Origin of the sequence: Thermococcus sp., from assembly GCF_015523185.1 — an archaeon.
Taxonomy (GTDB): Archaea; Methanobacteriota_B; Thermococci; order Thermococcales; family Thermococcaceae; genus Thermococcus.
Genome location: NZ_WAKV01000063.1, coordinates 1 through 12,739, shown reverse-complemented (window position 1 = coordinate 12,739; position 12,739 = coordinate 1). Strand labels below are relative to the sequence as shown.

Sequence of the window (12,739 nt, the reverse complement as noted above, 5' to 3'; positions counted from 1 at the left end):
GGGTCGTGCAAAAGAGATAAAACTAAAAATCGTAACGCCAGCGACCCCTAAAATTTACAGAAAGGTGAAGGGCATCTCAACTGATTTCCTTGAGAATTTTTGCCAGTTTGACGAAACCCTTCTCGAGTTCTTCCCTTATCTGAGGCCTGTAGAGGGCAGCTGCGGGATGATACATTGGCATTATGATGATTTTCCCGAAGAGGGTTCTTGCTTCAAAGGTCCTCCCGTGGATTTTGCTTATCGGTTCTGGCTTGAAGCCAAACTTCTGCAGTATGTAGCTCATCGAGTACCTCCCGAGGGGGACGATTACCCTTGGCTGAATTATGTCAATCTGTCTGTCGAGATAGGGCGCGCAGGCCTTGATTTCTTCTTCCGTTGGGTCACGGTTTTCGGGAGGACGGCATTTGACTACGTTAGTTATGTAAACCTCCTCCCTGCTGAGGCCTATCATCTCCAAGAGCTCGTCGAGAACCTTACCGGCTCTACCAACGAAAGGCAAACCCTTCTGGTCCTCCCAATAACCTGGGGCCTCTCCAACGAACATCACCTTGGCGTCGTAGCTTCCCGCCCCCGGGACGGCATTGGTTCTTAACTTGCCGAGGGGACATTTCTGGCAGTTGCGAATCTTCTCTTCGAGCTTACGCATGATGTCTTCCTTGCCCATAGGCATCACGCGAGGGTCTTTTGGCCGAGGTAAGCTTTGAGGAACTCACTCCAGGCCGTGTAATAACCCCTCTCGTAGTCGTCGCGAAAATCCTGGGCGGCGAGCTTTGAGTAGGTCTCGAGCAACTCTTTAGCCTTCTCCCTGTTGTTGCTGGAAACCAGCTGGACAATGAGGGAATCTGTGTCGTTATCCTTGAGAGCGTTCATTATGCCCTCGACGGCCTTCGCGTAGCCTCTGCCCCACTCATTGTTGCCCGCTATTTTGATTAGCTTTTCCAGATGGCCTTTTGCCCTGCTGAAGTCCCTCCTAAGCAGGGCCCTAACCAACATTTCCATCCTCATCTCGCGAGCCGGCATTCAACCACCCCAATGGCTTCCGAAAAAGTGCTTTTAACCTTAGCCCGATTGCCCAAATTTGTGTCATACCCATGCAGGGAAATCTTCATATTTACGCAAAAGCTTTTATACCTTCCCGTTGGATTAGGGGTAGCGGTGATGAACTATGGCTGAGAATGTTGGTGAGGTACCGAGCGGCGAAAAGGAGTTTGAACAGCTCACGAGAAGGGTTAGGGATATAGTGGAGTTCCCTGAAATAAGTGAAGAAGAGTTTGAAAACATGCTCAAAAACGCGAGCAGGGTTTACGGTGGGCCACTTCCCCACAGGACTTACTCACTCTGTCCTGAGACGAGGCGCGTTGTTCCCGCTCTGGTATGGGAGAGTGACGGTAAAGTCTGGATAACCAAACGCTGTCCAGAGGGAATGATAACCGACCTCTACTACGAGAGCGTTGAGCAGTACTATCGCTTCCAGCGCTGGAAGTACGATTTCAAGCTCAAGAGCGTGAACGTTGAGAACACCGGTGTTAACTGTCCCCTGGACTGTGGCCTCTGTGCGAGGCACCGTTCCCATACGAGTCTGCTCAACATAGTGCTCACCAACCGTTGTAATCTCTCCTGCTGGTACTGCTTCTTCTACGCCAAGGAGGGCCAGCCGATTTACGAACCCACTCTTGAACAGATTAGGATGATGCTCCGCAACGCCAAGAAGCAGTATCCCGTTGGTGCCAACGCCGTTCAGTTCACCGGCGGTGAGCCGACGCTTAGAGACGACCTCATCGAGATACTCAAAATCGCGAAGGAAGAAGGCTACGACCACGTTCAGCTCAACACCGATGGAATAAAGCTCGCCTTCGACCCCGAACTCGTGAAGAAAATCCGCGAAGCCGGCACTAATACCCTTTACATGAGCTACGACGGAATGACTCCACAGACCAACTGGAAGAACCACTGGGAAGTCCCACTCATCTTCGAGAACGTGAGGAAGGCGGGTGGACCGGGAATAGTTCTGGTTCCGACTACCATAAGGAACGTCAACGACCACGAGCTTGGGGCGATAATCAACTTCGGTCTGAACCACCTCGACATCGTCAGAGGCGTTAACTTCCAGCCCATTTCCCTCGTTGGTAGGGTTCCTAAAAAGGAGCGCCAGCGCTTTAGGATAACGATTCCGGGGGCTATAAAGAGGATTGAGGAACAGACCAACGGCGTCATAGAGATAGACGACTGGTACCCGATTCCGATAGCGGGCCACATAGCTCGCTTCTTTGAGGCCTTCACCGGTTCGCGCTACTACATGACGAGCCACTACTGCTGTGGCGCGGCAACGTACGTCTTCCTCGACAGGGAACACAAGAGGGTTATCCCGATAAGCCGGTTCTTGGATGTGGAGGGCTTCGTTGAGTACCTCGAGGAGAAGGCGGAAGAGATAGAGCAGTGGAAGAAGCTCGGCAAGCTCCAGAAGCTCAAACTTGGTGCCGAGATATTCCTCAAGTTCAGGAGCTTCTACGACGATAAATACGCGCCGAAGGGCCTCAAGGTTCTCGACCTCATAAAGAACGCCTTCATGCACGGCAACTACGACGCCCTCGGCAAGTTCCACGAGAACGCACTCTTTATCGGAATGATGCACTTCATGGACGAGTACAACTATGATGTAGAAAGGGTGGAGCGCTGTGTAATCCACTACGCGATGCCCGACGGAAGGGTTGTGCCCTTCTGTACCTTCAACGTGATTCCTGAACTCTACAGGGACAAGGTTCAGGCCCAGTTCAGCTACAGCTGGGATGAGTGGAAGAAACTCCACCCGGACTGGGACTATTGGAGCGACAAGTACTTCCGCTCGAAGGAGTTCGTCGAGAAGATGAAGAAGAGCGAGCTCTACAGGAAGACGTACATTGACATCGAGGACTACTTTGGAACGATAAAGACGAAGGCGTGAGGTGATAGAAATGGCCGTTAAACCCGAGAAGAAACTCACAAGGATTGAGCTGGAGTTCGATAAAGGTAACTGGGAACTGACAACCACCAAACAGTACGAGCTCTTAACCAGTGAGGCCGTGTGGAGGGCTTTCCTGAACAGCTACACAGGCAGGGGTTTTGTTGTCTTCGATGAGGAAGTCTTGACAAGGGAAAAAATCCTTGAAACCCTAAAGGAGCTCAACCCAAAGATTGTTGGGGAGGAAACCCTGACCGTTGAGGAGCTCATTGATAAGAGCATGAGCTGGAACAACGTCCTCGCATGAAATCTCTTTCTTTTCTCTCCTCTTATGTTCGTAGTTGCCTACACTGCCTTTAATGCTCATCTTCTACCGCGATTGGAGAGCTTGTGAGTTGCCCTCAATGGCTTGTTCGTTTATGCAACTGAACTGCCCGGCATCGCCTTTGTACTGGAACTCCTGAACCTGTTCTGGGTTGAGGATAGAATATGGGGTTTGGCGACTGGAGTTTCAGCCCTGGTTTTGGAACTGCCGGGGTAATAACTGAGGACGGGTTAGCCGGAACCGTGAGCGGTCCTATCATGGCCCTTAACGGGGTCTTTACCGCCGTCCTTCCTCCGTATCTCGTCGAAGTCATCTAAGATGCACTCGCTCACGCGGAGGCGGTCATTGGCGTCTAAAAAGAGCGTGAAGTCCCTCCTAGCCAGCCTGTCATCGACGGGGGCGTGCTCGACGAGGAAGGCTATTATCTCGGCTGTGCTGTAGGGCACTTTAACGCCGAGTTCATCGGCCCTGCTGAAGAGCCTATCTGGAACCTTAAAGATGTCATCACCACGTTTAACCTCAACACTTACCTTTGAGTTAATCTGTTCCCAGATGAGAAGGGTGTTTCGGGCCTTTTCAATCTTCTCAAGGGCTCTCCTCTCAAGTATGCTAACGTTGGCCCTGCTCGTGCCTAGGAGCTCAGCAATCTCGCTCTGCTTGAGGCCCTTAGCGCGAAGGCGGAGAATCTTGATTTGTTGCTCTGTGAGAAAGCTCTTCATTGTAAACACCAAAGCTTAACAGAACGAAAAAGGTTAAAAAATTTTAGGTTTGCAGGCCAATTAAATCCTCTCGTAAACTTCCTGTGTAATTCTGAGGACGGCCTTGTAGAGCTTCTCACTTATTATGCCTTCCTCGTAGTGTTCAGCCAGCTTCTCCTTGTCGATTATCTCCTTCGTCCCGTCGGGCCACTTAACGATGTCAACTTCAAGGTCAACGTATCTGGCACCGTCAGGGTAAATCTCAACCGGGGTGTTGATGTTATAGTACTCGCCCTTCAGGTTGCCGTTTTTATTATAGTAGCGGTGCACGAACCACCATTTGCCGGCCTCAATCTCGGTTATTGCGTAGTCACCGGACTCTATTGGCAGGTCGAGGCCGTCGTAGAACTTGCCGGGCTTAAGGTGCCTCTTTATGGTCACCTTGAGCGGGTTGTGGCTGACCTCAACGACTTCTCCCGGTCCAATCCTTATCCTCTGGCCATCTGGTTTAACGTGGTCGAGGCTGAAGAGCCAGCCCTTTCTTGGTCCCTTGTTCTCTATTAATGCCTCCCAGAAGCCCTGATTGACCTTCATCCGCTGGCTCGGAACCTTGGCTAAGATTCCCTCCGCTATCTCAACAGCGAAGCCTAGCTCCGGGTCCTTAGCTTTGAGCTGATGGTGGCCTTCAACGGTTGGAACTACTTTGTTCCTTATCTCGTCGAGCTTCTTCTTCGCTCCTCCTCCAAATTCAACCTCATAGATGTTCCTGCCCTCGATGATGAGTGAGGGCGCGAAGTAAGTGTCCGCCTTGGCAAGTCTGTCGGCGAGCTTTGAGAGGCGAACTATCTCGTCCCTTAGGGTGTTCCAGTCCTTATAAGCTGCCGCCGTCCTCCAGAGGATTCCCCACTCGCCGAGGTCTATGCTCAGGCCAAGGATTCTGAGCCTTTCGCGCTCTTGGTTGTCCCTTATTTTCCTTGATATCTTCACGTGCCTCTGGACGCCTATCGGCTTGGGAATCAAAACCGCGTAGTCGCCGGGTATCGTAAGGGTCGTGCTCAGGTGTGGTAGAAGGTTGTGCTTCTTCACCTGAACGAGAACCTCGTCGCCTTCGTTTGCATTGGGAAGTTCTCTCTTTGGAAGTGTCCCTATTGCACTGCCTAGGTCAACGTAAACGTATCTCTCATCAACTTTAACGACGAGACCCTTGTAGATGCCGTAGAGCTGGTATGAGAGCCTCCTAAAGAAGACGTCGATAAGCTCATCCTCAAGGACGGCCTTGGCTTCCTCAACAGCATTTCCAACGAGAACAACACCATGTCTGTCCTTCTTGTCATAGATGTCCACGTCGAACTCGTCGTATGTCTTTTCGAGCCCGAAGCGTTCGACTATCTTGTTGCTTGGTTGACTTATGCCAAAGCCCCTGTCAAGGAACAGCTTCGTCAGGGCCGTTGAATAGATGCCCCGAATCCTAACCGTAAGCCCTGTGCTTGTAGACACCTTCACCACCCCTCATTTTCTTCTCCACTACTCCGATGAGAGTCAGCCCCTCGAGGATTTCCTCAGCGTCTCTCACCCCGCTGAGCTTTTCCACATTCCTCGCTTCAACCCAGAGCAGGCCTTTGGAGTGCCACTCCATTAAAGCTCTCTCAACTCGGTGAACATCGGAAGGATGAGTGTAAAGCCTGTAAATGAACCTTACGAGCGTTTCAAGCCTTTCCTCCATCAGCCTAGTTTTGTAGATTTCCTCCATTATGCCAACCGGAACCTTTTTGTGGTTTTCGCCCAAAAAGGCCAGCCCCTCAACTTCCCCAGAAAGTTCCCCCATGGCCTTCCTTACTGCGTAATCGTAGAGCCTGTGGAACTGAATCAGCCTGTCCAGCGAGGCCTTAAGCTTAACCCTTCCCGAGAAGTCCTCCTCCCTCCTCATGTGGGAGATGACCTCCTCTATTCTGAACTTCATCTGGTGTTCGTTTTTGTATAGCTCCTTTGAGAGCTCCTCAAGCCTTCCCCCGAACTTCGCCAGCTCGCGGTAGAGGGATGAGGCTTTTTCGAGTTTTTTGAGGGATAACTCCCTCAGTGAGCGTAGTCTCTCCTCGAGGCTTTCGACGTTGTTTTCATCATATAGCCTGGAGAACTCGGACTCAAAACGAGAGTGGAGCTTCTCAATCTCAAGAAGGAGTGACCTGAGCGCGTCAACTTCCATCCCCGAAACCCCCTAGGGTAGGACTTAACCTTAGGCCTACTTTTACTTTTCGATTTTTCTCTAGGCGTGTTAAACACTAACGCTTACCCGAAAGCCTTTTTTAAATCCTCTCCAACTCAACCAAGGTGTTCCCATGACGCTCTACGACCGCTTTGGAAGGCCCGTGACGAACCTCAGAATCTCTCTTACACAAGAGTGCAACTTCCGGTGTTTCTTCTGCCATAGGGAGGGTCAGCGATTTTTAGCTAAAAACGAGATGACGCCTGGGGAGATAGAGAGGCTCGTTAAAATAGCCTCCCGCCTGGGAATAAGGAAGGTCAAGCTTACCGGCGGCGAACCGACGATGAGGGATGATATAATCGAAATCGTGGGGAGGATAAAGCCCTACGTGGTTGATTTGAGCATGACTACAAACGGGAGTAAGCTCAAGGAGCTCGCCAAACCGCTCGCAAAGGCTGGCCTTGACAGGGTTAACGTCTCGCTCCACAGCTTAAAGCCGGAAGTTTACAAGAGAATCACGGGCGTTGATATGCTTGAAACTGTTCTTGAGGGCATAGGGGAGGCAGTAAAGTACCTTTCCCCTGTCAAGCTCAACATGACGGTTATGAAGGGTCTCAACGATAGTGAAATATGGGATATGGTGAACTTTGCGGCCAAAACTGGAACGATACTCCAGCTCATCGAGCTTGAGGCGCCGAGAGAGATGGCCGAGACAGGATTTTTCAGGAAGTACTTTTATCCCCTCAAGCCCGTCGAGAGGGAGCTCAAAAAGCGCGCCGTTGAAATCCGGGAGAGGAGGATGCATAGGAGGAGGAAATACTTTATCCCAACGGACTACGGCATGGCTGAGGTTGAGGTTGTTAGAGCGATGCACAACACGGTTTTCTGTGCCAACTGCACCCGTTTAAGGGTCACCTCCAACGGCAAGTTCAAAACCTGCCTTCTGAGAAACGACGACTTGATAGACTTTTTGACGGCCATGAGAAACGGGGCGAGCGACGCAGAACTCGTTGATATTTTCAAAAAAGCGGTGTTAAAACGTGAGCCCTACTGGAGGTAGAAAGGTTTTTGTGGATTGACGCACAGGTATTTAACGGTGGGACTGTGGGGATAGAAAGTTTTACACCTTATTTCTCGGGGATAATGCTCATAATAATCGGAATCTATGGAATGGTTAAATCCTACTGGGGTTGGAAAAACCATGAGGAGCCCGTTAAAAAGCTCGCTCTAACCCTTCTCATATCATTTGGACTGTTTGGAATAGTTGGGGGTATCTCCGTTTTTCTCACAGTACTCGTTAACCCTGATTTTTGGATTCTTGAGGCTATTGTAATTACTGCAGGATACCTTATTCTGGCTAATGAAGCCCTTGACATACTTGAAAAGCTCAAAAAACCAAAAAAAGAACATACAAAAAGAAAGATAAAATGTTCCCTTCCAGTTGCTGGCATAGTTAAGTCGCGAGAGGAGGCGATAACACTCCTTAAGGCCGTGGCTGTTTACACGGGGCTTCCAATCCTGGTCATAGGCAGGGAGCACCCGGATGAGTGGAAGTCAAAGACCGGAATCGAGCCCGATGAATACATTTGGCTCACGAGGATTGAGCACAAAAAAGCGGTAAGTCCAAGTAGTCTCCACGTTCTCAGTGGAAAGGTTATAGGGTTCATACGGGAGAACCCAGGTAGTGTTATTTATATCGAGGGCATAGAGTATATGCTCTTTTACTCTGACTTCAAGGCCGTTGCCAAGTTTCTTTTCTCAATCAGGGACGTGGCTATGATGGAGGATACTCACATTTTAATCCTAGCCAACGAGGACACCCTGAGCCCGGAGCAGATGGCAATACTCAAAAAGGAGTTTGAGGATGTGGACGTTGAGAAAGTTCTGGAAAAAATGGTGGGACCCGCTCTCTTCGGGGTCATACCTCTCAGAAAGCGGAGGGAGCTCAATGCCGGCACTAAAGGTTCCAAAGACGGAAGCGGAGCCAGTGAAGAGGAAGCTAAAGAAACTCAACCTCTACGACGGGAAGAGGCGACCGAAGAAAGAGGATAACTTCGTTCTCCTGCCCGTAATTGAGGACAGGAGGATTTACTCCCTTGGCTATGAAGTTCTTCCCATAGAGCTCCCGTTCAGACCTGAGAGGCAGATATATAAGAACCTCGAGAGTGTTTTAGTGGAGAGGCTGAGCAAGGAAGAACTAAAATACTTGAGGCGCTACGACGTCATTGGCGACATAGCGGTCATCCAGATTCCCTCCCAGCTGGAACACCGGGTTGACGATATTGTCTGGGGTCTTCGAAAAGTTCACCCCTTCCTTAAGGTCATCGCTAAGAAGGGCTTCCATAAGGGGGCCTTCAGGATAAGGGACTACTCAATACTCTGGGGCGAGGGGAGGCTTGAAACAATCCACAAGGAGAACGGCGTCGAGATTAAGGTTGATTTAAGCAAGGTTTTCTTCAACCCGAGGATGAAGGGGGAAAGATACCGCTTGGCCCAGCTCGTGAGGGACGGCGAGAGGGTTCTGATTCCATTTGCCGGCGTTCTGCCGTATGCACTCGTGATAGCCCGTTACAGGAGAGTGAAGATTACGGCCGTCGAGCTGAACAGGGAAGCCTACGAACTGGGACTGGAAAACATTGAACGGAACAGGAAGAGGCTGAAGGGGAATATAGAGTTCATTCATGGAGATGCATTCAAGGTTCTGCCGGAACTGCCGAGCTACGACCGCGTTATAAGCCCAACGCCGAGGGGAGTCGATGCACTCGCCTTAACGCTGAGCAAAGCTAGGGAATGGCTCCACTACTACGACTTCGTTCACGAGGATGAGCTTGACGCCTTCAGGAGAAAAATACTTGATGAGTGCTCAAGGCAGGGAAAGAGGTGCGAGATAAAGGTAAAGAAGGTGAGCGACTTCAAGCCCCACGTGTTTAAGGTCTGCGCGGATGTGAGGATTTTCTTGGAGTAAAAGGCATACCTTCACTTCTTCAAAAAGTCGAACAGAGTCACCTGCTTGCCCTTTTTCTTTTCGGACTTTTTCTCCTCGCCAACCGGCTCGATTTCCTTCTCCGCTTCCTCAAGCTCATCCTCAGATAGCTCTTTTTCAGACTCTTCCTGAGTTTCCTCTATGTCTTCATTGACTTCCTCGCTCTCTTCGGGTTCTTCTTTTTCCTTCGCCTTTCTTAGACCCTCACGGGCGCTTTCCCTGAGTTTATTCATCTCCTTGAGCTTTTTCTTGATGTTCATGGCCTTACCCCATATGGTTTTGGCCTTGTCCTTGTCTCCAGCCAGGAACTCGACTTCCTTCTCACTTAAATCGAGGAAAACCGTGAAATGGGCCGCTAAGTCGGGATTGTTCTCGAAGATTACCCTTAGGTATTGGAGGGTCTCAAGGGCCTCAATTCTTGCCATGTGCATCTCCTTCATGACCTTCTTGACTATGGAATCCCTGAGAGTTCTCTCGGACTTGCTCTCGGTGAGCATCTTGATGGTCTTTGGCGGATAAATTTTCACAAAGCCCTTTTTCTTGACGCCGGCAACTGCAACTCCGGCCGTCATCATATCCGTTGCATACTTCCAGAGCGAGTAGTTGTTCGTTCTCTTCGCCCTGCCGAGGTAGATGTCAGCCCTGCTTATCGCTTCGTAAGCTCTGGCTATGTCCTCCGGCTTGTAGTAGACGTAGGGAACGTTCTCGTCAATCCAGAGGAGAAGCTCATCGGGATACATGTCCACGCCAAGGGTCGCCATCTTGGCCCTTTTGGCGTTGTCCGTTGCGAAAATCTGAGCCAGAGCCTGAAAAACGCTCTTTTCGACGTCGCGGTAGGCTAAAACTTCCTTCGCGTTCCCGACTCCGCCAATCACAACGGTCTGGAGGTCGTTGATTGCCGCCCTAAGGTCACCGTTGGCTCTCTTGGCAATCTCGTAGAGTATCTCCTTTGGGACGGTTTTGCCTTCCCGCTTTAGGATTCTGACGAGGGCCTTTATGATGTCCCTCTGAGTTAAACGCTTGTATTCAACTATCTGCGCCTTGTTTCTTATCTCCTTTGGAACCTCCCAGTAGTGGTTGGCGCTCATTATTATCGGGTTCTTGGCTTTGTCAATGAGCTTCGCTATTTCCCTGGCACCGCTCGGCTCTATGTTGTCGGCCTCGTCAAGGAAAATCAGCTTTCTACGCTTTCCCAGAATGTCCATCGTGTATGCCGCTTGAACGTAGCGTTCTATTTTCTCGTACGTCCTCTCGTCGCTCGCGTTGAGCTCGATGACCTCGAAGCCGTACTCATGAGCGAGGGCGTAAACCGTGGTCGTTTTTCCCACTCCCGGAGGTCCCGCAAGGATTAGGGCCTTCTTTTTTGGCGGATTTCCGTGGAGCCACGCCTCTACCCAAGCCCTGACCTGCTCTATGGCCTTTTCCTGATTGACAATCTCACTGAGCTTCCTAGGCCGGTACTTTTCAACCCAGGGCACCTCTACCATACCCATCACTTACCCTTCCTGTTCCCCATCAGCGTGAACTGAGCTAGCAAAGCTTCGAGCTGTATCATCTCGTTGGCCCCTTCAACGAGCCTGAAGTTATACTCGCCTATCTTGTCAGCCAAAGCCACCTTCTTGTCCTCGGGAATCGGCAGGTTGAAGACCTCCCTGTGCATCTGTATCAGAACGTCCTCCCCGCTGAGACCCTGTTTGAGGAGAATCTCCCTCAGCTTTTCTCTCGCCTTAAGGAAGTTGCCCTCTAATGCTAGCGTCATCATCTCGCGGACATCTTCAGGCCTTGCCCTGCTGGCAACCAAGAAGACGTTCTCGTCGGTTATCTTCCTGTCAAGGGCGGCTGCCGCCTGAAGGACGTTGATTGCCCTCCTGAGGTCGCCCTCTGCCACATACAGGATAGCCTGCAGGCCTTCCTCCGTTAGCTCAAGGCCCTCGTTCTCAGCTATGTACTTAATCCGCTTCGCTATGTCCTCGTCGCTGAGGGGTCTGAAGCGGAAGATGGCACACCTGCTCTGTATCGGCTCGATAATCTTTGAGGAGTAGTTACAGCTGAGAATAAACCTCACGTTGTTCGAGAACATTTCCATCGTTCTCCTCAGGGCTTGTTGGGCGTCCTGTGTTAGAGCGTCCGCTTCATCAAGGAAGATTATCTTAAAGCTCGCTCCACCTATCGGCTTTGTTCTTGCAAACTCCTTCACCTTCTCGCGTATGACGTTTATACCTCTTTCATCGCTCGCGTTAAGTTCCAGAAAGTTGTGGCGCCAGTTTTCGCCGAATAGCTCCCTCGCGAGGGCTAAAGCGGCGGTCGTCTTCCCCACGCCAGGCGGACCCGCGAAGAGCAGATGCGGCATCGAGCCTGTTTTAGCGTAGTGTTTGAGCCTCTTGACTATGTGCTCCTGACCGACGATGTCGTCGAGCCTTTGGGGGCGATACTTCTCAACCCAGGGCTTTTCAAGAACCTTAACTTCCCTAAGCTCCTCGGCCATGTCTTCCACCTAAAGGTTTATGAGAGCCGAGAGTTTAAGGGCTTTGCCATGGACCCGCTCGAACATTTTTCTATTCCCGGCCTGGTCTACCTTGCGCTGTCGGGGGAGCCGACTCTCTCCGGACTTCTGGCCGTAGGTGTAGGAGCCCTGTTCCCTGACGTTGATGCGCTCTCAAAAGAGCACCGTTCCTACCTCCACTCCCTCCTGCCTTTCCTTCCAACCCTTATCCTCAGCCTGCACCTCGGCGGTTTGCCCCTTCTCTTTGCCCTCGGCTGGGGGAGTCACCTTTTCCTAGACTTCTTCACAGGAGTAATACCACCGGTTTATCCCCTCTCGCGGAGGGGCTGGGGGTTGTCAATGCTAATCTCAGGCCCGAGGAATTTTGGGATTGAGCTTAAACTCATCGAGAGATATCCGGACAGAAAGCACGATTACCGGCTGGAAATCGGCGGAAGTTTTGCACTTGCAATTTTAACAATCCTCACGGCAATAATTAGACTGCACTAACCGGTTCAGTGCAAAACTTTTATACGCCAGTGTCCAATAACAACCGGTGGTTCTCATGGGAAAGCTTGACTGGATTAGGGAAGAACTTCAGGAGCTTAAGGAGAAGGGCCTCTACGTGACCATAAGGAAGCTTGAGAGCGCCCAGGGCCCGTGGGTTGTTGTTGACGGCAAAAAGGTTCTCAACATGTGCTCGAACAACTACCTCGGCCTTGCCGCCCATCCTGAGATTCGTTACGCGGCAATAAGAGCTATCCTCGACTACGGTGTTGGTGCCGGAGCGGTTAGAACCATAGCCGGAACCATGGAGCTTCACGTTGAGCTTGAGGAAAAGCTCGCCAAGTTCAAGAAGAGGGAAGCGGCCATACTCTTCCAGAGCGGTTACAACGCGAACCTTGGAGCTATAAGCGCGCTCCTCAAGAAGGGCGAAGACGGTGTCTTCATCAGCGAAGAACTTAACCACGCGAGCATAATAGACGGAATGCGCCTCAGCGGTGCGCCGAAGGTTATATACAAGCACATCGACATGGACGACCTGAAGAAGAGGCTGGAGGAGAACAAGGACAAGAAGAAGAAAATCATCGTGAGCGATGGTGTCTTTTC

At 51.0% G+C, this 12,739-nt stretch carries 14 protein-coding genes; 7 read left to right on the top strand and 7 right to left on the bottom strand.

Going from position 1 to position 12,739, the window contains the following annotated elements; translation table 11 throughout:
* Positions 1-76: 76 nt before the first annotated feature.
* Together udg and F7B33_RS07235 are read right to left on the bottom strand one after the other, a co-directional pair.
* The gene (udg, locus tag F7B33_RS07240; protein ID WP_297065786.1) at positions 77-664 is read right to left on the bottom strand and encodes a type-4 uracil-DNA glycosylase; all 588 of its coding nucleotides are present in this window, start codon (positions 662-664) and stop codon (positions 77-79) included.
* Positions 665-669: 5 nt separating this feature from the next.
* Positions 670-1,020, bottom strand: coding sequence for a hypothetical protein (locus F7B33_RS07235; RefSeq protein ID WP_297065764.1), 351 nt, complete (start codon positions 1,018-1,020; stop codon positions 670-672).
* 145 nt (positions 1,021-1,165) lie between these two features.
* Here F7B33_RS07235 and tes point away from each other — a divergent pair, with 145 nt between their 5' ends.
* Both tes and F7B33_RS07225 read left to right on the top strand, forming a co-directional pair.
* Positions 1,166-2,941, top strand: a complete 1,776-nt coding sequence (gene tes, locus F7B33_RS07230) for a tetraether lipid synthase Tes (protein WP_297073967.1) — start codon at positions 1,166-1,168, stop codon at positions 2,939-2,941.
* A gap of 10 nt (positions 2,942-2,951) precedes the next feature.
* Positions 2,952-3,245, top strand: coding sequence for a DUF3213 domain-containing protein (locus F7B33_RS07225; protein ID WP_297065758.1), 294 nt, complete (start codon positions 2,952-2,954; stop codon positions 3,243-3,245).
* Between the two features lie 248 nt (positions 3,246-3,493).
* Here the strand turns inward: F7B33_RS07225 and F7B33_RS07215 are convergent, their stop codons facing one another.
* Genes F7B33_RS07215 through F7B33_RS07205 form a run of 3 tightly spaced genes read right to left on the bottom strand, consistent with a single transcriptional unit; the run spans position 3,494 to position 6,164 of the window.
* Positions 3,494-3,982 (bottom strand): Tfx family DNA-binding protein, encoded by a 489-nt coding sequence (locus F7B33_RS07215; protein ID WP_297065783.1) that lies wholly within the window; start codon positions 3,980-3,982, stop codon positions 3,494-3,496.
* Positions 3,983-4,042: 60 nt separating this feature from the next.
* Positions 4,043-5,458, bottom strand: coding sequence for a ribonuclease E/G (locus tag F7B33_RS07210; RefSeq protein ID WP_297065780.1), 1,416 nt, complete (start codon positions 5,456-5,458; stop codon positions 4,043-4,045).
* Positions 5,430-6,164, bottom strand: a complete 735-nt coding sequence (locus F7B33_RS07205) for a hypothetical protein (RefSeq protein ID WP_297065756.1) — start codon at positions 6,162-6,164, stop codon at positions 5,430-5,432. The genes F7B33_RS07210 and F7B33_RS07205 overlap by 29 nt, the downstream gene beginning before the upstream one ends.
* 133 nt (positions 6,165-6,297) lie before the next feature.
* Here F7B33_RS07205 and moaA point away from each other — a divergent pair, with 133 nt between their 5' ends.
* The 3 genes from moaA to F7B33_RS07190 are packed head-to-tail and all read left to right on the top strand — an operon-like array spanning position 6,298 to position 9,129.
* A complete protein-coding gene (gene moaA, locus F7B33_RS07200; protein ID WP_297073966.1) occupies positions 6,298-7,224 on the top strand; it encodes a GTP 3',8-cyclase MoaA in 927 nt (308 codons plus the stop codon).
* A gap of 44 nt (positions 7,225-7,268) precedes the next feature.
* Positions 7,269-8,216, top strand: coding sequence for a DUF835 domain-containing protein (locus F7B33_RS07195; protein WP_297073965.1), 948 nt, complete (start codon positions 7,269-7,271; stop codon positions 8,214-8,216).
* The gene (locus F7B33_RS07190; RefSeq protein ID WP_297073963.1) at positions 8,113-9,129 is read left to right on the top strand and encodes a class I SAM-dependent methyltransferase family protein; all 1,017 of its coding nucleotides are present in this window, start codon (positions 8,113-8,115) and stop codon (positions 9,127-9,129) included. The genes F7B33_RS07195 and F7B33_RS07190 overlap by 104 nt, the downstream gene beginning before the upstream one ends.
* Before the next feature lie 11 nt (positions 9,130-9,140).
* On the opposite strand, the gene F7B33_RS07185 is transcribed toward F7B33_RS07190, so the two are convergent.
* Positions 9,141-10,634, bottom strand: coding sequence for a replication factor C large subunit (locus F7B33_RS07185; RefSeq protein ID WP_297073984.1), 1,494 nt, complete (start codon positions 10,632-10,634; stop codon positions 9,141-9,143).
* A 5-nt stretch (positions 10,635-10,639) separates the two neighbouring features.
* Positions 10,640-11,632 carry a replication factor C small subunit gene (locus F7B33_RS07180; protein WP_366927523.1) on the bottom strand — a complete coding sequence of 331 codons (993 nt, stop codon included), beginning with the start codon at positions 11,630-11,632 and terminating at the stop codon, positions 10,640-10,642.
* 48 nt (positions 11,633-11,680) lie between these two features.
* Here F7B33_RS07180 and F7B33_RS07175 point away from each other — a divergent pair, with 48 nt between their 5' ends.
* Both F7B33_RS07175 and F7B33_RS07170 read left to right on the top strand, forming a co-directional pair.
* The gene (locus tag F7B33_RS07175) at positions 11,681-12,139 is read left to right on the top strand and encodes a metal-dependent hydrolase (protein ID WP_297073962.1); all 459 of its coding nucleotides are present in this window, start codon (positions 11,681-11,683) and stop codon (positions 12,137-12,139) included.
* 55 nt (positions 12,140-12,194) lie between these two features.
* On the top strand, positions 12,195-12,739 hold a 545-nt coding region (locus F7B33_RS07170; RefSeq protein WP_297073982.1), incomplete at its 3' end, for an aminotransferase class I/II-fold pyridoxal phosphate-dependent enzyme.